Raw genomic sequence first — 20,866 nt, 5'->3', positions numbered from 1 at the left:
GGTTTTGTTCATGTCTCACATATCGCGTTACAAAACCCAATTTGTTGAGAAGCGCTACCTGCTTGCCGCCTTGCGCGACATGGGCTTTGAGCCCGAGGAGGGAGATTTAAAGGTCCAAAGCGTGCGGGGGGAGGAATTGGCGGTAGAGATTAGGGTTCAACCGCGCTTGAGTTACCCGATAGGTTTTCGTAAGACCAAGGGTGTCTATGAAATTGTGGCTGATTGGTTTGGGGTCATGGGTGTTAAACCTGAGGAATTCAAGCGTCAACTGGCCCAACGCTATGCCTACCACGCCGCCCGTGAGCAGTTGGAAGCCCAAGGATTTGCACTGGTAGAAGAATCCAATGAAGCAGGGCAAATCCGGTTGTTGCTCCGCCGCATTGGATAGCGAGGTGATTCGAATGAAGATCGAAGAGATTGAGGTGACAATTGACCCGCAAGGGCGTGTTTTGGTTCATGTGCGTGGTGTTAAAGGAGAAGCCTGCCTGTCCTTAACCGCAGCCTTAGAAGAGGCTTTGGGCGGGAAAATTATTCAGCGGGAGATGACAGCTGAGGCTCATGAAACGCCTGCTTCCGGCGTTCAAGAGGTTGATCGGGTTGAGGTGGGTAATACCAAGAAATGAATGCGCCTGTCGGCACTCTTCGCATTCACCATATAGAGCCCATAAGCCGAGCCAACGGGCCGGGGTTGCGAACGGTGATTTGGTTTCAAGGATGCACCCTGGGATGTCCGGGATGCTTTAATCCTCAAACGCATCCGTTTGAGGGAGGGGAGGTGTGGACGGTAGAGGGGTTGTTGCAAGCAATTTTGCCCTTTGCCGATCGAAGTGAGGGGCTGACCTTGAGTGGTGGTGAGCCTTTGCAACAAGGTGAGGGACTAGTGGATTTCCTGTCACAGGTGCGCCGCAGAACCCCTTGGTCGGTGATATTATTTACGGGCTACACCTGGGAAGAGGTGCAAACCTTGCCATGGGGGCAGGCTGTGCTAGACCATGTGGATGTGGTGATTGCTGGACGATATCAAGCCAAACGGCGTTTAGCCCGTGGATTGCTGGGCTCGGCAAACAAAACCGTGCACTTTCTTACTTCACGTTATTCGATGGCAGATTTGGAGCGGGTGCCCGATTCTGAAGTGATGATTGATTCGAGTGGGATGGTGCATATCTCGGGGATTGACCCGCTGCATTGGATGAGGCTACATTTATGATGGGGACATTGCCTTGGGAGCGTTTACAGCGCCTATTGACTCATCCTTCGATTTGGTTGGATTCCCCGCCGGACTTGATTGAGCCCCTGATTTTGCGAGGTGCTGTTGCTGTTTTAGAAGAGGCGGACAGTCCAGAGGCCGATGGGGCATTGGGTGCGGCGGTTCGTTATTGTCCACTCGAGGAAGTGCGTACGGCAGCGCTTCAAGCCTTAGCCCGGCGGGCGCAGCAGGGACGCGATTCCAGTTGTATCACATTGTTTGAATTGGCAGTGAATGCAGCCAATACGGAGGCAGCGGCTATCATTCTAAAATACAACCTGGCCTGTCCGTTTCCTGGCTTGCAAGCCGTGTTCAGTTTTTTGTACCAGGATCCGGAAGTCTATGGTCAGTATGATCCTTCGGGCCTTCATGTTACCGGTGCTTATCTGGAAACCCAGGATGCAGACTTGCGCGAACGATTAATTGAAGCAGCGCGGCGACAGGGTTGGGAGGAATGGATTGACATTGTCCACACCCTGGAATCGCTTACCGAAGAGGGGCTGGATATTCTGATTAACCGTTATACTCGCTTCACCCATTCGCGTGAACGCCAGATTATTCTGTATTATCTGGATAAGTTGGCCCAAGCAGGTAGTGAGATTGCTCAAGAGGCATTATGTGCCTTGTTTCTGAGATATGAAGATGGTCAGGTGTTACAAATCTTGCGTCAACGGGGTTACCTCCCCCGAGATGTTGTGCAACGGGCATTATTTTTCTTCCTAACCCAACAATGGGAACGTTACGAAGCCCTCGACCTTGATCAGCGTTTGTTGGCGATGGCTTATGAGCAGGCATCACCGCTTGTGCGACGACGCCTACTTCACCTAAGCCGTTATACCGGACGAGTGGGTTGGTTGAGTATCGTCCAGCGGGGACATGTGGTGCGAGGGATACGAGACCTGAGCGATGCCGATTGGCAAACCCTCATGGCGCATCTGGCCGCAGCAGAACGTTGGGTTGAGATGTGGAAAATTGCACAGGTAGCACCGCCTTATTGGGGTGTTCAGATTTTACATCTGCTAAAAGAAAAAGGGTGGCAACCGGATGGCGATGAGGAGCGCGAAGCGTTTTCCATGTTATCTGGCCTGGCCGAAAACTGTCGTCTGAATCCTCCCCAGGTACAACGAACAGCTGTTTTCCGTCCTCCGGTGGCAACCGAATTAATGAGTTTTGCGGTTAACCGCGAAGGCACCTGGATGGCAGCAGGAACCACAGATGCGACGCTTTGGATTTGGGATCTGGTGGATTCAAGGTTGCCCCCACGCCGTTTGGGAGGTATGTTGGGGCAACCCCGCGTGCTGGCTTTCAGCCCCGAGAGTGATTATCTTATCGGCGGATTCAACGATCACGCTATCCGCGTCTTTCGTATGAGCGACGGAGCGCTGGTAAAAACCCTGAACGGTCATAGAGGGTTGATTCGAGCCTTAGTCATGCATCCCGGCGGGCGAGTGCTGTTCAGTGCCGGATTTGATGGCACAATTCGAGTTTGGCGTTTCCCATTTGGACCACAACTGCGCTTAATTCCAACCCCGGATGGCGAGGAATTGTTCGGCCTGGGCATAAGCGAAGATGGTGAACGGCTCATCAGTGCCGGTTCAGCAGGGGTGATACGGGTGTGGCGATGGATGGATGGCGCCTTAATCGCCGAACTTCCGGATCAGGGTGAAACTTTGCTGGCTCTGGCAGTTAGTTCGGGGCAATTGGGGGCTTCGTATAGCCGGGATGGCTGGTTGCGGGCGTGGAATATTGTGAACGGGCGGCGTCTGTGGGAAGTGGCATGCGAGGGGATGCGCTTAAGCCATTTGTGTTTTCACCCTGAAGAACAATTGTTATTTAGCACGGATCTTGAGGGTGCGATATCGGCCTGGAATATTTTCAGTGGAAAGGTAATTTCGCGCTTAACGGATCCTGCCTCGGCGGGAGTGGGGGTGTGGATTCATCCTCAGGGGCACCGTCTGTTTAGCGCTCATGCTTCAGGGGATATCAATCTCTGGGATCTGGAAACCCTCTTGTTGGCGCGTTCGGTGCCTCGTTTTCCGGCGGCGTTACAGATTCCATACCTGGAACAACGGTGGCAAAAGGCGGCGACCGAATCCCCGAGTTTAAAGGCCTGGTTACGCTACCTGCTCGAACTCTATCGCTGGTTAGCCCGTTTTGATGTGGAGGTAACCGAGCCGGTGGTGCTTGAGGTGGGGGAGTTTGATATTCAACTTTGATCCAAAGGACTTGGTGTGGTGAGTCTTCGACGCTTTCTTTCTGGTCCACCCGAACTTAGTCCAGTTCAACGGCGAAATTTTCGCAACGTTGAATTGGATGCGATAGCGGTTGGGTTAGCCAACGCAGCGGCTCCCTTCTTACCGGTCTTTTTAACCCGTTTAGGGGCATCCAGTTTTCAGGTGGGGTTGCTCTCATCACTGCCGGCACTGACCGGTCTTTTGTTGGCGTTGCCGATGGGGCAATTCCTGCAACGCCAACGCAATATTGTGCGTTGGTTTAGCCTTTCCCGGATGGGCTACATTCTTGGGTATGGGCTGATTGGATTGGTGAGCCTGGTGCTCCCACCGTCCTTTCAGGTGGGAGGAATTTTGTTTTTGTGGGCACTGGCGACCATTCCCCAAACCATGCTCTCGATCACGTTCTCGGTGGTAATGAACGCGGTGGCCGGTCCTAATTACCGCTTCGACCTGATGACACGGCGCTGGTCCATTCTTGGGGTGACAACCTCGGTGGCCGTTCTTCTCATCGGTCAACTTCTGGATCGGATTGCATTTCCATTGAATTATCAATTGGCGTTTATGGGATTGGGGTTGGCGGGAATCCTGAGTTACTATTTTTCGAGTCAGATAGTTTTGCCCGAAATGCCTGTAGAGGAAGAGCACGAGTCCAGGGGGATACGAGAACGATTAGCCCGCTATCTACATATCCTCCGCAACGAACACTCATTCTTGTCCTTCGTGGCGCGACGGTTTATTTTCTTGACCGGTTCGGCACTGGTAACGCCGCTGTTTCCACTCTATTTTGTGCGGGTGGTCCATGCCTCCGATGGTTGGATTGCGACGATCAACACGGCTCAGACGGCGATTCTGATGGTGGGATATTTCTTTTGGTCGGCGCAATCACGGCGGCGTGGGACGCGTTGGATCTTGCTGTGGACAACCTTTGGGGTGGGTATCTATCCCATCCTGGTGGCCCTAACTCGACGCGCGGAACTTATCGCAGTTCTGGCCGGGATTACCGGCATTTTTCAGGCCGGCCTGAATTTGGTTTTCTTCGATGAATTGATGAAGCGCGTTCCGGTGGAGTATAGTGCCTCATTTGTTGCCCTGGCACAAGAACTACAGTATATTTCCTCGATGGTTGCCCCGGTGTTAGGAACTTCATTGGCAGATTGGTTGGGGCTTCCGGTAGCGCTGTGGATCGGTGGTGGGGTTCAACTATTGGGATTTCTCCTGTTTGCGACGATGGATCGGTCTAAAAATTCCGTGGTTATGGAAGGGGCGGAACTGGCTGATTCACAGTAGAGAATCGGGAAGAAAATCCACCCGATTTGTATAAGCCACCCATACACCATCAGGTGTGATATCCAGGCGGGTGATGGCACAATTGCTGAGAGACACCCAGGCGTTACCCATGTGCTCAAAACCCAGAATGGTGCTTAGGAAGGTGTGGTAAAAACCAGCGTGGCTGAAGAACGCCACACGATCCTCGGTGTTGCCGTGGCGTTCAAGCAGCCATTGCCACAGGCGCTTGGCCCTGAACCGGCTCTCATCTTCGGTTTCAAAGGGGCGATTCCACCACCCCTCTTCGCCAACTTCGGAGGGGAGGATGAAATTGGGATAAAGTGCCAGCAGAGATGAGCGGGAGAGTCCGGCTTGGATGATAAAATCACCGGTTTCGGGGTCTTGCCAATAGATTCCACCGTTCTCGTGGAGATCTAAGTGCCCATAGAGTGGTAGGTTCAAGGCTTGAGCGACAATCGCAGCGGTTCTGACTGCTCGTTTCATAAGACTGCAGTAAATGTGGGTAATGCCAAAGCCGTAACGGTTATGCCAATCAGCCCCGCGGTTAGCATTTGGTGGAAGTGATCTGGGTGTTTTGAGGAACGAAGCCAGATAAAGAGCTTGGCGTACTCCCTTTTCCGTGAGGTCGGGGTCAGGATGACGTCCATCACTGCTACGGGTGCTTTCCCATAAAGCGTTATTCTCAGATTGCGCGTGGCGGATGAAATATAATTCCATGAGGCGCTCATCTCGGTTATGGGTTTTAGGTGCAGCAGGTAAAGTATACCTTATGGAACGCATTTTCTGGTTGCTTTATCATCCTTTTGCTTGGGCTTACGATTGGGTTGCCCATGTTGTCTCTGTTGGACGCTGGCGGCATTGGGTGCGTACAATCCTTCCTTTTATCCGCGGGTTGCGGGTATTGGAAATTGGGTTTGGTCCAGGCCATTTGCAGGTCGAGTTAAACGCGGCAGGTTTTTCAACTTTTGGGGTTGATGAGAGTATGCCCATGATCAAAATGGCGCGCAACCGTTTGCAACGGGCCGGTTTGGTCTTCAATCTGGTTCGGGGCCGGGCTGAGACGCTTCCCTTTGCTTGCGAGTGCTTCGATTGTGTCGTAGCGACGTTTCCAGGCGCCTTTATCTTGGCGACACCGACCTTGGAGGGTATCTGGCGGATTTTACGCCCAGGTGGTCGTTTAGTTATTCTATTGGGAAGTAGACTGGGTGGTAATAGCCCTTATGCGCGTTTTTTACGCTGGTTGTTTCGTGTCACATCGCAGGGCCCCTGGCTGCCTTCGGTGTGTGATTCCATTACCGCTCACCTGCTTGACTTAAATTACGTGAACGTCACTTGGGAAAATAGCGATTATAATGGGGATCGGTTATTGGTTTTGGTGGCCCAAAAACCTTCTGATCTTGCAATTGCAGAAGCAAACGTTCTAGAATAATCAGGCAGGTGGCTGGCGATGGAAATACAAATTGCGGTGGCGAAGGCGACCAAATATGGTTCTCAGGAGAGTGGGGATACCCTTGAAGTGGTAGAACGCCCCAATGGTGGGCTCTCGGTAGTTTTATGCGATGGTCAGGCGTCGGGGCGTCAAGCCAAGGTTGTTTCCAGCTTGGTAGTGCACAAGGTGATAAGTTTACTGGCGGAAGGGGTACGTGATGGTGCGGCAGCCCGTGCAGCATCGGACTTTCTCTATACCGAACGGAATGGGCAGGCAGCGGTTTATCTAAGTATTTTGAGCGCGGATTTACAGACCCACACGCTCGTTCTCACTCACAATAACCCTACGCCGATCTATGTTGCCCATCAAGATCAGGTCGAGTGTATCTCGGGCGTAGATCAACCCATCGGTGTGGCCCGGAACATTCGACCGGCCATCACCGAGATTCCATTGGAAGCGGGTACTACCGTCGTCATGCATACCGATGGAATAAGCAAAGCCGGTAGTCAATACGGGCGTACGCTGGATATTTGCACGGTTCTGGAAGCGATGCTTGAAGAGCAAGATCCTGAGGCTCAGGTTCTGGCCGATACCCTACTTTCTCAAGCCATTCGGTTAGATCATGGTCGTCCGAATGATGACATGAGTGTGGTGGTGCTGCGCGTGGTACGGCGCGAAAGCGATCAGGTGCGGCGTCTGGTGGTGCGTTTGCCCTTGGCTACCGCGGCAGATTATCTTTCAGCGACGGAGAGTGTCTTGCTCTCACAAGATGAGGACGAAGGCGAGTAAATTTGAATCCCCATGACAGTCGGAATAAACCCTGGTTTTGTTCTGGGTGGGTTGGGGATGAGGCGAAGCGGAGGCGCATTATTTCATGCGACCGAAAGTACATCATAAAACTTGTTCGGTCAACTTGTATGACAATTTGGGAGAGAAATAAAGAAATTTACGACATTTGTCACTTTGTAATTGTCTGATATTTCGTTATAATTAGTAGCTAGCCGGTGTTCTGCGTCGCCGCTCGCCTTATTGGTAAGTCACCCGCTTTATCGTTTCCCCTAGCGTGCGTTTGAAAAATTTGATCGAAAGGAAGACGGTTAATGCCCCAGCGGTCTGAGATTAAACGTACCCTCAATCAAGTCTTTGAGGCTATCCTGCCGCTATTAGCCGTACCGGTGGCACTGGTGATTGGGGCGCTGATCTTGCTATTGCTCCGTGCCAACCCTGGGGTGGCTTTTGCGGCTTTGGTACAGGGGGCGGTCGGAAGTACATTTAGCATCACTCAAACCTTAGTCAAGGCAACCCCCCTTTTACTAGTGGGGTTGGGAATTACAATCGCTTTCCGCGGGGGGGTCATTAATATCGGCGGCGAGGGGCAGATTATTGTCGGTGCGCTTTCGGCGACGGCGCTGGCGCTCTCGTTGAACCAAGCACCTGGGTGGCTTTTACTTCCACTGTGTCTGCTGGTAGGAACACTCAGTGGGGCGTTATGGGGGGCAGTGCCAGGGGTATTGAAGGCTCGCTTGGGAGTTAATGAAATTCTCAGTACGATAATGATGAATGCGATCGCCCTCCAACTCTCTAACTACCTCTTGCGCGGCCCGATGATTGACCCGGCAGAAATTGAGGCGGGTACACGCATAGCACAATCGGCTTTATTACCCCGCCAAGCCTGGCTGCCGCGTCTGGTGCCGCAGACACTGTTACACGCGGGTAGTGTTCTGGCGCTGGTGATGGCGATATTGGTCTATATCTTCCTCTGGCGTACCACCATCGGCTATCGTATTCGCGCGGTGGGGCTGAATCCACGCGCAGCACGCTACGCCGGGATTCCGGTGCCGGTTTACCAAGCCCTGGCGATTATCTTGGGCGGGGCATTCGCTGGTCTAGCCGGTGCTGTCGAGGTCATGGGGGTGCAGCGGCGTATGATGGAAGGCCTCTCAGGAGGGTATGGCTTTTCGGGTATCGTAGCCGCCCTTTTTGGCAATTTGCACCCCTTGGGCACCATACCGGCCTCGGTGCTATTTGGGGGGCTTTTGGTTGGTGCGGATAAATTACAGCGCGCTGTTCAAGTCCCTTCAGCCTTTGTGGATACGCTAATGGGATTGATTGTATTGTTTGTGGTTAGCAGTCGCATCTGGGCCGTGCGCCGCGCCCGCAGGAGAGAGACCTATGAGTGATCTCTTTACCGTTCCGGTCATTTTGGGGATCATTTATTCGGGCTTGAGGTTGGCAACCCCCTATCTGTATGCTGCGATTGGTGAGGCTTTTGCTCAAAACTCGGGTGTTTACAACCTGGGTGTGGATGGGATAATGCTGATGGGGGCATTCAGTGGCTTCTTTGTGGGGATGCGAACTGGGAATGTTTGGCTGGGGTTGCTGGCAGCGGCGGCGGTGGGTATGCTGATGGGATTGCTCATGGCCCTGGTGAGTGTAACGCTGAAGGCCGAACAGGGGATCAGCGGTATCGGTCTTTACATGTTTGGGTTGGGCCTTTCCAGTTTGCTGTTCAAGAAGACAATGAGTGGGGTGGAATCCATCAGTGGATTCCAGCCGGTGAGAATTCCCCTTTTGGGTAATATCCCCTATCTTGGGGATGTGTTATTTAACCACAATATTTTAGTCTATGGGGCGTTTCTTTTGGTGCCTTTAGCCAGTTTTGTCCTTTATCGGACGCCTTTCGGATTGATGATCCGTGCGGTAGGACAAAACCCTCAGGCGGCGGATACATTGGGTATCAATGTGGATTTGATCCGTTATATCACGGTGACGTTGGGTGGAACATTGGCTGGGATCGCCGGTGCATCCTTATCTATCTCTCTGATCAACCTCTTTCAGGAGAATATGACCAGCGGCATGGGGTTCATTGCCATTGCCTTAGTTTATTTTGGTAGTTGGCGTCCTTTGGGCATCTTAGGAGGCGCTCTCTTGTTCAGTTTTGTCAATGCGCTACAATTATGGTTACAGGTTCTGGGTGTGAATTTCCCCTATGACTTTGCGGTGATGCTTCCCTATGCGATGACGATTCTGGCATTGGCAATCTCGGTCCGCCGTGCGGCGATGCCGGATGCATTGGGCAAGCCCTTTGAGCGTGGTGAGTTCTAATGGAAGGAGGTGGTTTATTCTAATTAGGTAGGAGGAGAAGTCAAGTCGCTTAAGCCGGTATGAATTGACCTGTCAAACCTTTTTCCGAACCACTCAGGAGGTGAAACCATGAAGTCTGTGTTCTCTCGCTTGCTCATGCTGGTCGTTTTGGTCGCTTTATTCCTCAGCGCATGCGCGCCAGCAGCGACGCCAACCCCAACTCAAGCACCTGAAAAACCACTCCGCGTGGCCATTGTTATGCCCTCTTCAATCACGGATATGGCATTTAGCCAGGGCATGTATGAGGCACTGGTCAAGGTGCAACAGGAAATGGGTGGCCCATCCAAGATGGAAATCGCTTACTCGGAAAACATGTTTAAGGTGCCGGATGCCGCAGCAGCGATCCGTGATTATGCCTCTCAAGGGTACGATATTGTGATTGCTCATGGTTCTCAATATGGAACCTCGGTGGCACAGATCGCGCCGGAATTCCCCAACACAAGTTTTGCCTGGGGTACGGCAACGGATACCTTTGCGGATCAAGGGATTAAGAACGTTTTTGCTTACAACCCGGCCGCGGAACAGGGTGGCTATGTGTTGGGCACCATCGCTGCGTTGATGTCTAAGACCGGCGTCCTCGGCGTGTGCGGCCCGGTAGAGGCTGGTGATGCCAAGACCTATGTGGATGGTTTCAAGTACGGAGCCGAGCAAGCACGACCGGACGTGAAGGTTCAGGTGACTTACACCGGTTCGTTCTCGGATGTTTCGCTGATGGCTGCGGCGGCGGAGACCCACATTGCAGCGGGTGCGGATATGCTGACCGGCTCATCGCAGTCGGTGGTGGGTGCCATTGGTGTGGCAAAGGAGAAGGGCGCCAAGTGGTTCGGTCAGCAATGGGATCAGACCAGCCTTGGTCCGGATATCGTCGTTGCCAACCAGGTTTACGATTACACTGGCATCATCAAGGACATGATCGCCAAGCGCAAGGCTGGCACGTTGGGTGGTGTGGCTTACACCTTGACCCTTGCAAATGGTGGTTTGACCATCAAATACAATGACCGCGTGCCGGTGCCAGCAGAGATCAAGGCGAAGGCTGATGAGGTGATCAAGGGCATCATTGACGGTACAATCAAACCGTTGCCCTACTAAAAGGTTTTGTCGTTGTGCGGGTGCGGCCCCTCCAGGGTCGCACCCACCCCGGGATTGAATGAAATGGATTGCGGGTGAGGATGAGCACTCAGACGATTGGTCTTGATGGTCGTTTGCCTACAGGCCATGCGCGCATTGAAGAAATGCGCATGATTGGTATTGTCAAGCGCTTTCCGGGCGTGCTGGCTAATGATCATGTGGATTTTGACGTTCGCGCGGGCGAGATTCATGCCTTGCTGGGCGAAAATGGTGCGGGTAAAACCACACTAATGCGCCAATTATATGGGTTGTACCGCCCTGATGCGGGCAAAATTCTGATCAACGGGGTGGAACAACATTTTAATTCCCCCCAAGACGCAATCCGCGCCGGAATAGGCATGATCCACCAGCACTTTATGCTGGTGCCATCATTGACGGTAGTTGAAAACGTTGCCCTGGGTTTGAAATCTTCGCGCGGGATTTTGTTAGACCTGGACCGCGTAGAAAAACGCATTCGTGAGTTGAGCGAGCAATACGGCTTAAAGGTTGATCCCAAGGCCTATGTGTGGCAATTGGCAGTCGGAGAGCAACAGCGTGTGGAGATCATTAAAGCCCTCTATCGCGGCGCAGCATTGCTGATCCTTGACGAGCCTACGGCAGTGCTCACTCCTCAGGAGGTCGAGGATCTCTTCCGCACCTTGCGCCAGATGGCTCAGAATGGGCATGCATTGATTTTTATCTCACACAAACTGCATGAGGTATTGGCCATCAGTGATCGGGTGACCGTGTTGCGAGATGGGCGAGTGGTGGGATCGCGTCCTACCAAGGAAACCAATAAAATTGAATTGGCCCAAATGATGGTCGGCCGCCCGGTCATTTTGCAGTATGAACGCCCGACAGCACAGTTAGGTGAGGTACGGTTGGCGATCGAGAATCTCGTCGTGGGTGGCGATCGTGGACAAGATGCTGTGCGCGGTATTTCACTTGAGGTGCGTGCGGGTGAGATTTTGGGGCTGGCCGGGGTTTCGGGCAACGGTCAGCGTGAATTGGCGGAGGCGTTAGCAGGGTTGCGCCCGGTAAAAGCGGGGCGCATTTTGCTTTGCGGGCAGGATGTCACCCATGAACCACCCGGAGTGCGGATTGCATTGGGCCAATCTTATATCCCGGAAGAGCGACTGCGCGATGGCACCATCAAAGAATTTAGTGTGGCGGATAATTTGATCCTTGAGGACCACCATAAACCACCGTTTTCGCGCAACATATTTTTGAACTTTAACGCCATTCGTGAGGTTTCAGGTCGGCTGGTCAATGAATATAATGTCAAAACACCCTCGGTGGATACCCCGGTCAAGAACCTTTCGGGTGGAAACATTCAAAAACTTATTTTGGCCCGTGAACTCTCGCGACGACCAAAAGTTTTAATCGCCTCACAGCCCACGCGTGGGGTAGATATTGGCGCCACCGAGTATATCCACCAACGTCTGCTCGAGCAACGCCAGGCAGGGACGGCAATTCTTTTGATTTCGGAAGACCTGGATGAAATTCGTGCCCTTTCGGATCGCATTGCGGTCATCTATGAGGGCGAAATTGTCGGCATCGTGGATGGTCCAAGCGCGACCGCAGAACAATTGGGGCTGATGATGGCTGGCGTGCGTGAAGGAGGGCAGCACCATTTGGAGAAAATTCGTCTATAATAAATAAACAACCCCAAATCTCAGGAATCGGTGGTCGGCAGTCTCTCGGGTGGCTGTCGGCGTCGGGCCGGTGAGCCCGTCGAAAAGTGCCGCCGTCAAACGAAAGGAGTCCACCGATCCTATGCGCTTTTGGAACAACTATGTTCTGGTTTATTCGATTGAGGAAGCCTTACACGTCCTGAGTAGTGCTCCTGAGCCCGCCCTACCGGTGGCGGGTGGAACTGACCTGCTGTTGGAAATCCAGCAGGGGGAGCACGAGCCGGTTCACACGCTGGTTGACATCACACATATCCCCGAACTGAAAAGGCTGGAAGAAAGCAAGGAATATCTTTTCATTGGAGCTGCGGTACCGGTAAGCCAGATCGCCGAATCACCGCTGGTGCGTTATCATGCGCTGGCGGTAGCGGAGGCATGCGGTCAGATTGGCGGCCCACAGGTGCGCAATTCGGCTACTTTGGGGGGAAACGTAGCCCATGCCTTGCCGGCGGCAGATGGCATGATCGCTTTGCTGGCCCTGGATGCGCGGGCTGAGGTTGCCAGCCTGGAGGGGCGACGTTTGGAGCCTTTGGAAAATCTTTTCAAAGGGCCGGGACAAACCGCGTTGGATTTGCGGCGGGAGATCCTGGTTGGGTTTCACGTCCCTCTGCGCCGACCTTATCAGGCGTCGGCTTTTGGGCGGGTGATGCGACCTCAAGGTGTGGCATTACCTATCCTCAATACCGCGGTTTGGATTGAGCGGGATGAGGATATCATCAAGGATATTCGGATTGCCATTGGTCCATCTGGCCCGGTGCCACGCCGGGCCGTGGCAGTGGAGGATGCCTTCAAAGGGCGGCAATGCGATGAGAAGGCGTTTGCTTTAGCCCGACAGGCGATCCGTGAGACGATTCGATTTCGCAGTAGCCCAATGCGCGCCAGCGCAGAATATCGTTATCACCTGAGTGGTGTCTTATTGGAAGAAGTGGTCATAAAAGCCTGGCAACGTACCCTGGAACCTTCGGTGGTGGAGGCGGTATGAACGAGCGGTTACATTTATGGGTAAATGGGCAAGAAGTGGATCTGCCCGTTGTACCGGGAGAGATGCTCTCGGACTTGTTGCGGTATCGCCTGGGATTGACCGGCACCAAAATTGGTTGCAATGAAATGGAATGCGGGGCTTGCACGGTGTTGGTGGATGGGGAGCCGGTGCTCTCATGTTCCTATCCGGCGGTACGTGTGCAGGGCAAACATGTCCTAACGATTGAAGGCCTGGCCAAGATGGTGGATTGGGGGCAAAAATCGCCCTCAGAAGAAGCGCTTCATCCTCTCCAGGAAGCCTTTATCAAGTACGGCGCATTGCAGTGCGGCTTTTGTACCCCGGGTCAGATCATGACATCTTATGCCCTGCTTCTGCGTAAGCCCGAACCCAGTGATGAGGATATCAAAACGGCGCTTAAAGACACATTGTGCCGCTGTGGGGCTTATCCGTCTATTCTTCAAGCCATCAAGGCGGCGGCTAAGGCAATGAAAACCGGGACACCGGTAGAGGCGCCGCAGATCCCCCCTGCTGCGAAGCCGGGCAAGTATGTAGGCAATGTTCACCCACGCCCAGATGCCGTGGCCAAAGTTACCGGGCGAGCGAAGTACACCGATGATTTGCAGTTCGAGGGGATGCTCCACGCGCGCGTCAAGCGGGCAATGGTGCCCTCAGCGATTGTCAAACGCATTGATGTGAGCAAGGCCAAGGCTTTGCCCGGCGTGGTTGCGGTGCTGACAGCAGAGGATATCCCAGGTGAGCGTAATCACGGTTTGGTGATTTATGACTGGCCGATTATGGTAGGGGTAGGGGAACGGGTGCGTTACGTGGGGGATGCGATTGCAATAGTGGCCGCCGAAACTCGCGAAATTGCCACCCAGGCGTTGGATCTCATTGAGGTGGAATTTGAGCCGTTACCGGTGATCACTGACCCGGTGCAGGCGGCTCAACCAGATGCGCCCAAGATTCACCCCAACGGTAATCTCCTCAAACACATCAAGGTGCGTAAAGGGGATGTTGAGCAAGGATTTGCCGAAGCAGATGTCATCCTTGAGCACACCTTTTTCACCCCGATGCACGATCATGCCTTTTTGGAGCCAGAGTGCAGCATTGCCCGTCCGACCCCGGATGGACGGATGGAAGTGTATGTGGGTTCTCAAATTCCCTATGCGGATCGTCAGCAGATTGCTCGTGCGTTGGGCTGGCCGGAATCGCGGGTACATGTGGTTGGTCAATTGATGGGGGGTGGCTTTGGCGGTAAGGAAGATATTGCAGGGCAAATCCATGCTGCACTTTTGGCCCATGCCACTGGCCGACCGGTTAAATTGCTCTTTGATCGTCACGAATCACTCATCGTTCATCCCAAACGCCACGCCACCCAGATTCGGGTCAAAGTAGGAGCAAAATTAGACGGACGGTTGACGGCCGTGGAAACCGAACTCTACGGTGACACCGGTGCTTATGCGTCGTTAGGCGAGAAGGTGATGACGCGGGCAACCACGCACTCCTCTGGGCCGTATGAAGTCCCCCATGTTAAAGCGGACTGCTATGCCATGTACACGAATAATCCCCCCGCTGGGGCGTTTCGCGGTTTTGGGGTGATGCAGTCGGCGTTTGCGATTGAGAGCATCATGGATATGTTGGCCGAACGCTTGGGGATAGACCCGGTCGAATTGCGGCGCAAAAATGCCTTGCGGGTCGGCAGTGTTACCAATACCGGCCAGGTGTTGCGTCAGAGCGTGGGGTTGTTAGAGTGCATTGAGAAGGTAGAGGCAGAAATGCGCCGCTTAGGTGGTCCCAATCCTTTTGCGCCCAAACCGGTGCCAGGCGCACCCCATTTGGTGCGGGCATGGGGGTTTGCGGTAGGGTATAAGAACACCGGTCTGGGTGGTGGTGCTCCGGACAAAGCTGGCGCTGAGGTAGAGTTACGCCGTGATGGCACGTTCCAGGTGCGCACCTCATCGGCGGAATTAGGACAGGGCCTCCCAACGGTATTACAATTGATCGCCGCCGAAGAATTGAACCAATCGCCCAAGCGCATTGATGTGCTACTTATGGACACCGATTTGACGCCGGATGGCGGACCAACGACAGCCTCGCGTCAGACCTTTGTGACCGGAAATGCCGTGCGCTACGCGGCGCGTGCGCTTAAGGAATTGCTCACCAGCGAACTTTCTGAGCGCTACGATGTGCCACCGGAGCAAATTCGCTTCGTTGAGGGGCTGGCTCAAATCAACGGTCATACTTTGTCCTTGCAGCAGGTAGCGGAGGAAATGTTGGCGAGCGGTCGGCCGCCGGTCACCTCCTATACTTATTGGGCGCCTGCAACACGCCCGCTGGGTGAAGGTGGGGATATGCATTTCGCCTTCTCATTTGCGGCGCAGGCGGCGGAGGTGGAGGTCAATACCCGCACTGGTGAGGTAAAGGTGTTGCGCATGATCATCGCCAATGATGTCGGGTATGCCATCAACCCCTTAGGCTTGCGTGGACAGATTGAAGGTGGTGCAATCATGGGCATCGGACATGCCCTGACCGAGAACTTTATCGTCAAAGAGGGACATGTTGTAACGGATCGCTTGGCGCGGTATCGCACCCCTTCCATCGTTCACACCCCTGAGATTATCTCGTTTGTGGTGGAACATCCTGTGGAAGAAGGCCCTTACGGGGCCAAGGGAGTGGGGGAAATTGTGTTGATCCCAACACCTGCTGCTATCACAAATGCCATTTATAATGCGGTGGGTGTGCGGGTGGATCGCTTGCCGGTGGATCAAGAAATGATTTGCAAAGCCCTCAATAACTGTTGACGCAACCAGTGGGCACACTGAAGGCGGGTCAGGCATAAACCCTGACCCGCTTTATGTTAAAGATCCCGGAGTTTGATAGGTGTACAACCTTGATCGCCCTGAAGTACTGCTCAAAAGGGTAAAATCTATTTATATGGCATCTCATCTACCATCGGACGTTACGAAACCATATGATTATGTCATCCTTGGGGCAGGGGCGGCGGGGTTATCGCTGGCTTATCATATGGTGCAGAGCCCGCTCAGTGATCGGCGTATCCTGATCGTGGACAGGGAAGAAAAAAACCGTAATGATCGCACATGGTGTTTTTGGAGTCGCCGTACCGAGGTGTTTGAGCCGATTTATTTTCATTCTTGGCCGCAGTTAAGCGTGATCCATTGGAAAGAACGGCTAGACTTGGATCTGGGCGATTATACCTATCACATGATCCGTGGCGCAGATTATTATCGTTTCATCCTCTCGGAACTGAAAAAGTATGCAAACGTGACATTTATTCAGGGTGAAATTGAGGCGGTCAACCAGGACGCCGATGGGGTCACGGTGGTAGTTGAGGGGCGTGAGCATCGGGGTGGGTGGGGCTTTGATAGCACGTTTTCATTTTCGTCCTGGAAGCCCCAACCCCAGCGCTATCATTATCTATGGCAGCACTTTAAGGGCTGGGTGATTGAAACTGATCGAGCCATCTTTGACCCAGGCCAAGGAACGCTATTTGATTTCCGCACCCCGCAAGACGGTGCCATGCGGTTTATGTACGTCCTGCCCTGGAGCACCAACCAGGCTTTGGTGGAATATACTCTCTTCTCTGCTGCACTTTTGGACGATCAGGCTTATGATGAGGCTCTGCGAATGTATCTCCAAGAGGTGCTCCGGGTGCAGGGCTATCGCATCCTTGAACAGGAGCGAGGAATCATCCCGATGACCGACCACCCTTTTGCGCGCAGGGTCGGGCATCGTATTTTAAACATTGGTACCAAAGGTGGATTGGTCAAGCCTTCCAGTGGTTATGCGTTTATGCGCATCCAGGCCGATAGCGCGGCCATTGTCCGTTCACTGATTACCCGTGGTCATCCCTTTGCGCTTTCCCGAGTACCAAGGCGATTTCACGTCTTTGATCGGATTATGCTGCAGGTCATGTCGCGCCATGGCGATCGAATGGCGGATATCTTCATGCAGTTGTTCCGCAATAATCCGGCTTGGAGAATCTTTCGCTTCCTGGATGAGCAAGCCAGTTGGGGGGAGTGTTTGCAAGTTTTAGCTTCTTTACCACCTGGGCCATTTTTACAGGCATTGTGGCGGGTGTATATCGCACAACGTCTCTAACTGCTAGAGCCAACCTTGAAGACGATAGATCAGCAAACCCAGGTACTCCTTGAGACTGCTGGTGGTTAAGCCTAAGTTATCGGCGGTGGGCAACAGGTTGATCAATAGGCTGGGTGGGTCAAAGCGCCAGAGATCGCGCCAGGTGTTTTCGGTCACGTTGAAATCGGTGGGGGCAGGGATGACCTCAAAACCCTGATGTTTAAATAAGGCTACCGAGCGCGGCATGTGCTGGGCGGATGTGACTAAAATAATGCGGTGAACGCCTTTTTGGCGCAAGATTTCAGCCGAGAAGACAGCGTCTTCGTGGGTGTTCTGAGAATGGGGTTGTAACCATAAAGCCTCTGAGGGGATACCTATCAGGGTCAAGAGATCGGCCATCTCTTCCGCTGGAGTACTACCGCGCTGGCTCAGCCAGGTGATATAGCCGCCGCTGAGCAAGATGAAGGGTGCTTTCCCTTGTTTATAAAGGCGGGCAGCGAAAATAACGCGGTCACCGGCGCCATTGACCTCGACAAACAAACGGGGATAAGATGGGGCTTCGGTACCGCCGCCCAGAACGACAATGGCTTCAGCTGGGGGAATCTCGTCTGGCGGCAAGTAGCGCCATTCAAGGGAACGCGCCAGACTGTAGGCGACCCAGCGGTTGCCACCCAACCAGAGGAGAATAAGTGCACCGGAAATAAGGTATGACCTTATCCGCGTTGATGAACGGATGAGCGCCAGGATCAAGAGTACGCATGCCAGTCCAAGCGGATAAACAAAAAGGGGCAGGAACTTTGAAAGGAAAACAAACATAATAAGCCCTTATTTGCAGATCATTCTGAGCCTTGATTGTAATCGAAATCGGTGATGAGTGTGGATTTAGGGCCGTCAAGAGAAAAGAATCGCGGTAAAATCTAAGCCAATGGATCGGTTTTTGAAGTATAATTGTTTTGTGTAAATTTTCACGAGCAATTACAGGGTGCTTATCCTAATCTTAGGCCGGAAAGGAGAGGTGTAGAAATGGAGAATCTAGTACTCGTGCGTCATGGGCAGAGCGTTTGGAATATGGAAAACCGTTTTACCGGTTGGACCGATGTTGACCTGACTGAGCAGGGGAAAGAAGAAGCACGCTGGGCTGGGCGGCAGTTGCTGGCGGAAAAATTTGAGTTTGATATCGCATTCACCTCGGTGCTAAAGCGCGCCATTCGCACTCTGTGGATCATTCTGGATGAGATGGACTTGATGTATTTGCCCTATGAAATTGCCTGGCAATTGAACGAACGGCACTACGGGGCACTGCAGGGTCTGAACAAAGCCGAGATGACCCTTAAATATGGCAAAGAGCAAGTCCATCTCTGGCGCCGTAGTTATGATGTTCCTCCGCCACCTCTCGATTGGGATGACCCACGGCATCCTCGCTTTGACCCGCGCTATAAGCATGTGGATCCAAAACTGCTGCCGGCATGCGAATCCCTGAAGATGACCCTTGAGCGTGTACTGCCTTACTGGCACGAGAAAATTGCTCCACGCCTTCAGGCAGGTCAGCGAGTGTTGATTGTAGCACATGGCAACAGCCTGCGGGCACTGGTGAAATATCTGGATAACATTTCCGACCAAGATATACCTGAACTCAACATTCCCACCGGTATTCCATTAGCCTATTCCTTGGATAAAGACCTCAAGGTCATTTCGCGGCGCTACCTGGCCGATGAGGAGACCGTGCGCGCCGCGGCGGAAGCGGTGGCTAAGCAGGCCGAAGCCAAGCAGCAGTAAGGGTGGCAGTAAGGTAAGAGGAGAAAAAGGCGAGGCGTTGAGCCTCGTCCTTTTTTATTTTTGTACCGGAACAATACGCTCTACATTCTCTTCCAAAACCGTTGCCTGGGCTTGACCACGCGTGCTGGTTTCGATGAACGTCAGAAAGGAGGTGATGGTGTCGTGGGGAATCGCTAAGGTGAGGTGCACTTCAGTTGTGAATTCTCTGGTTAAGAGATGAGCGTTGAAGTGGGGCAGTTGCTTCTCGACGTACTCATACCAGGAGTATGGAATACCCAGGCTGAGAATGGTAACGCGTACTTTCTGCCCCAGGGATGCAATCTCCAAAACCTGAAGGGCAGCCTCGCGATAGGCGCGCGCCAATCCAGCGGTGCCCAGTTTAATACCACCAAAGTAACGGGTCACAATCAAAACCGCGTCTTCCACCTCGCGGGATTTCAATGCCTGTAAGATCGGGCGACCGGCGGTACCCCCGGGCTCACCATCATCCGAGGAATGTTCCTGGTGGATAGCGCCGCCCAAAACGTACGCGTAAGGATGGTGGGAAGCCCCTGGGAGTTCGGTGCGTATCTTAGCCAGGACTGTGCGCACCTCGCTTTCAGAATGGACGGGGTAGAGCGAAGCGATGAACCGGGATTTCGAAATCACCAAATGAGCGCGAGCCGGCTCAAGCGGTACCCACATGGTTCACCCCTAATTGTTCGAGGATGAAAAAAGCAATCTGCATGGCGCCGTTGGGGGACATGGAGGATGGCTTGCGGCGGGGTAATGCCAGTAACTCCGGTAGATGTTTGACCCAAGTACCGTCCAAAAACTCGGAGGTGGGGATGGGAAGGGAGGGCATATTCTGGCGAATGAATTCAGCCAAGGGCGCGGATTCACGGAAATGCTCGCGGATGGCGTAACCAAATGGAATGCCGGCGTGATAGGTCTCTGCAATGGTGCTATATCCCACCTTGCCGATGACAACATCGCTGGCGAAGAGCAAATCAGGGTGATAAAAACCACTTCGATGGGGTAGAAGAATGAGGTTATCCTCTTGGGTCGGGTGAGTAGCACTTCCTGGGATAATAAACGTGACCTTTGGGTATTGCTTGAGCGCTGTAAGCGCATGGTAATGATGCTCGATCCCCCCCATTGTGATCAACACGGTAGGGGCTTGCTCCGGGATATTCAAAAGTGCGCGTATCTCGGCTCGGGAATGTTTAGGGCTGCGGCTGACCGGTGGCGTGCGTAGGTGGCAGGGGCGCAGTTCGCACACCGGAATGGTCTGAAGGTGATAACTGGCGCGTGAGAACCAGGTGCGAAAATGCTCAATGAAGGGGGCAAAGCGCGGCTCTTGGTCCAAATAGCCCTCTAGGATCCAATCCCAGGTGAAGTTTTCGATCAGGAAGGAGGGTAATCCTGCACTTTCGGCCACTGCAATACCCAATGGCGCAATATCGCAGAGTATGGCTTGACAACCCACATCACGAACCTGTTCACTTAAGAGGGTGACCTCGTCAATTGGGAAAGGAAGGCGCTGTGAGAGCATGGTGAGAGTTGCCGATAGATCCTCCTCCCAGGGAGACCGTTGGACAATGCCAATGTCTGAAGCGTAGGCGTGATAGGTGAACCCATTGCCTAACGTGTCGGCAAAAAACCACTGCGGCACATGGGTGAAAATGTCAAAGTGAGTCTCGGGACAAATGGTCTTTATTCTTTCCATGACCGCCGCGGCGCGAGCGGCGTGACCGAATCCGTGCGAAGAAATAAAATAAGCCAGCCTCAGTGAAGCCATTCTGTGCTCACCTGTTAGGATTGTGATGGCTCAATTTTACCTGATATAGCGTTGAAACCCCGTCCGATGGGGTTTCAACGCGATGAGGAGGA

General features: G+C 53.3%; 19 protein-coding genes. 15 read left to right on the top strand and 4 right to left on the bottom strand.

Annotated elements, in window-relative coordinates; all coding sequences use genetic code 11:
- The first annotated feature begins 10 nt into the window (after positions 1–10).
- Genes QYE77_RS04575 through QYE77_RS04555 form a run of 5 tightly spaced genes read left to right on the top strand, consistent with a single transcriptional unit; the run spans position 11 to position 4,767 of the window.
- Complete coding sequence (locus tag QYE77_RS04575) at positions 11–388, top strand: DUF1257 domain-containing protein (RefSeq protein ID WP_315624193.1); 378 nt, start codon at positions 11–13, stop codon at positions 386–388.
- Positions 389–401: 13 nt separating this feature from the next.
- A complete protein-coding gene (locus tag QYE77_RS04570; RefSeq protein ID WP_315624192.1) occupies positions 402–623 on the top strand; it encodes a DUF2997 domain-containing protein in 222 nt (73 codons plus the stop codon).
- Positions 620–1,207 (top strand): 4Fe-4S single cluster domain-containing protein, encoded by a 588-nt coding sequence (locus tag QYE77_RS04565; RefSeq protein ID WP_315624191.1) that lies wholly within the window; start codon positions 620–622, stop codon positions 1,205–1,207. Before QYE77_RS04570 ends, QYE77_RS04565 begins: the two co-directional genes overlap by 4 nt.
- Positions 1,204–3,462, top strand: a complete 2,259-nt coding sequence (locus QYE77_RS04560) for a WD40 repeat domain-containing protein (RefSeq protein WP_315624190.1) — start codon at positions 1,204–1,206, stop codon at positions 3,460–3,462. The genes QYE77_RS04565 and QYE77_RS04560 overlap by 4 nt, the downstream gene beginning before the upstream one ends.
- A gap of 18 nt (positions 3,463–3,480) precedes the next feature.
- Positions 3,481–4,767 (top strand): MFS transporter, encoded by a 1,287-nt coding sequence (locus tag QYE77_RS04555; protein WP_315624189.1) that lies wholly within the window; start codon positions 3,481–3,483, stop codon positions 4,765–4,767.
- On the opposite strand, the gene QYE77_RS04550 is transcribed toward QYE77_RS04555, so the two are convergent.
- Positions 4,759–5,484, bottom strand: coding sequence for a histidine phosphatase family protein (locus QYE77_RS04550; protein WP_315624188.1), 726 nt, complete (start codon positions 5,482–5,484; stop codon positions 4,759–4,761). The two genes, QYE77_RS04555 and QYE77_RS04550, sit on opposite strands and share 9 nt — an antisense overlap.
- A 52-nt stretch (positions 5,485–5,536) precedes the next feature.
- Here QYE77_RS04550 and QYE77_RS04545 point away from each other — a divergent pair, with 52 nt between their 5' ends.
- The 9 genes from QYE77_RS04545 to QYE77_RS04505 all read left to right on the top strand — a co-directional run bounded on the left by QYE77_RS04545 (position 5,537) and on the right by QYE77_RS04505 (position 17,239).
- On the top strand, positions 5,537–6,196 hold the full coding sequence (locus QYE77_RS04545) for a class I SAM-dependent methyltransferase (protein ID WP_315624187.1): 660 nt from the start codon (positions 5,537–5,539) through the stop codon (positions 6,194–6,196).
- A gap of 18 nt (positions 6,197–6,214) precedes the next feature.
- Positions 6,215–6,985, top strand: a complete 771-nt coding sequence (locus QYE77_RS04540) for a SpoIIE family protein phosphatase (RefSeq protein ID WP_315624186.1) — start codon at positions 6,215–6,217, stop codon at positions 6,983–6,985.
- Between the two features lie 311 nt (positions 6,986–7,296).
- A complete protein-coding gene (locus QYE77_RS04535; protein ID WP_315624185.1) occupies positions 7,297–8,376 on the top strand; it encodes an ABC transporter permease in 1,080 nt (359 codons plus the stop codon).
- The gene (locus QYE77_RS04530) at positions 8,369–9,301 is read left to right on the top strand and encodes an ABC transporter permease (RefSeq protein WP_315624184.1); all 933 of its coding nucleotides are present in this window, start codon (positions 8,369–8,371) and stop codon (positions 9,299–9,301) included. Before QYE77_RS04535 ends, QYE77_RS04530 begins: the two co-directional genes overlap by 8 nt.
- A 108-nt stretch (positions 9,302–9,409) precedes the next feature.
- A complete protein-coding gene (locus tag QYE77_RS04525) occupies positions 9,410–10,429 on the top strand; it encodes a BMP family protein (RefSeq protein ID WP_315624182.1) in 1,020 nt (339 codons plus the stop codon).
- 80 nt (positions 10,430–10,509) lie between these two features.
- On the top strand, positions 10,510–12,102 hold the full coding sequence (locus tag QYE77_RS04520; protein WP_315624181.1) for an ABC transporter ATP-binding protein: 1,593 nt from the start codon (positions 10,510–10,512) through the stop codon (positions 12,100–12,102).
- A gap of 121 nt (positions 12,103–12,223) precedes the next feature.
- Positions 12,224–13,120, top strand: a complete 897-nt coding sequence (locus QYE77_RS04515; protein ID WP_315624180.1) for an FAD binding domain-containing protein — start codon at positions 12,224–12,226, stop codon at positions 13,118–13,120.
- A complete protein-coding gene (locus QYE77_RS04510; RefSeq protein WP_315624179.1) occupies positions 13,117–15,921 on the top strand; it encodes a molybdopterin-dependent oxidoreductase in 2,805 nt (934 codons plus the stop codon). The genes QYE77_RS04515 and QYE77_RS04510 overlap by 4 nt, the downstream gene beginning before the upstream one ends.
- Positions 15,922–16,000: 79 nt before the next feature.
- Positions 16,001–17,239, top strand: coding sequence for a lycopene cyclase family protein (locus QYE77_RS04505; RefSeq protein ID WP_315624178.1), 1,239 nt, complete (start codon positions 16,001–16,003; stop codon positions 17,237–17,239).
- Between the two features lie 3 nt (positions 17,240–17,242).
- Here QYE77_RS04505 and QYE77_RS04500 read toward each other — a convergent pair whose 3' ends face one another.
- Positions 17,243–18,034 (bottom strand): YdcF family protein, encoded by a 792-nt coding sequence (locus tag QYE77_RS04500; RefSeq protein ID WP_315624177.1) that lies wholly within the window; start codon positions 18,032–18,034, stop codon positions 17,243–17,245.
- A 207-nt stretch (positions 18,035–18,241) separates the two neighbouring features.
- Between QYE77_RS04500 and gpmA the strand changes: the two genes are divergently transcribed.
- The gene (gene gpmA, locus QYE77_RS04495) at positions 18,242–18,994 is read left to right on the top strand and encodes a 2,3-diphosphoglycerate-dependent phosphoglycerate mutase (RefSeq protein ID WP_315624176.1); all 753 of its coding nucleotides are present in this window, start codon (positions 18,242–18,244) and stop codon (positions 18,992–18,994) included.
- A gap of 54 nt (positions 18,995–19,048) precedes the next feature.
- Here gpmA and QYE77_RS04490 read toward each other — a convergent pair whose 3' ends face one another.
- Entirely contained in the window at positions 19,049–19,678 is a 630-nt protein-coding gene (locus QYE77_RS04490; protein ID WP_315624175.1) for an IMPACT family protein, read from the bottom strand.
- The gene (locus QYE77_RS04485) at positions 19,662–20,774 is read right to left on the bottom strand and encodes a glycosyltransferase family protein (RefSeq protein ID WP_315624174.1); all 1,113 of its coding nucleotides are present in this window, start codon (positions 20,772–20,774) and stop codon (positions 19,662–19,664) included. The genes QYE77_RS04490 and QYE77_RS04485 overlap by 17 nt, the downstream gene beginning before the upstream one ends.
- Between the last annotated feature and the right edge of the window lie 92 nt (positions 20,775–20,866).

It is taken from the genome of Thermanaerothrix solaris, from assembly GCF_032334255.1.
In the GTDB taxonomy this organism is placed as follows: Bacteria; Chloroflexota; Anaerolineae; order Anaerolineales; family Anaerolineaceae; genus Thermanaerothrix; species Thermanaerothrix solaris.
The sequence above is the reverse complement of the archived record's forward strand: the minus strand, read 5'-3'. Positions and strand labels throughout refer to the sequence as shown.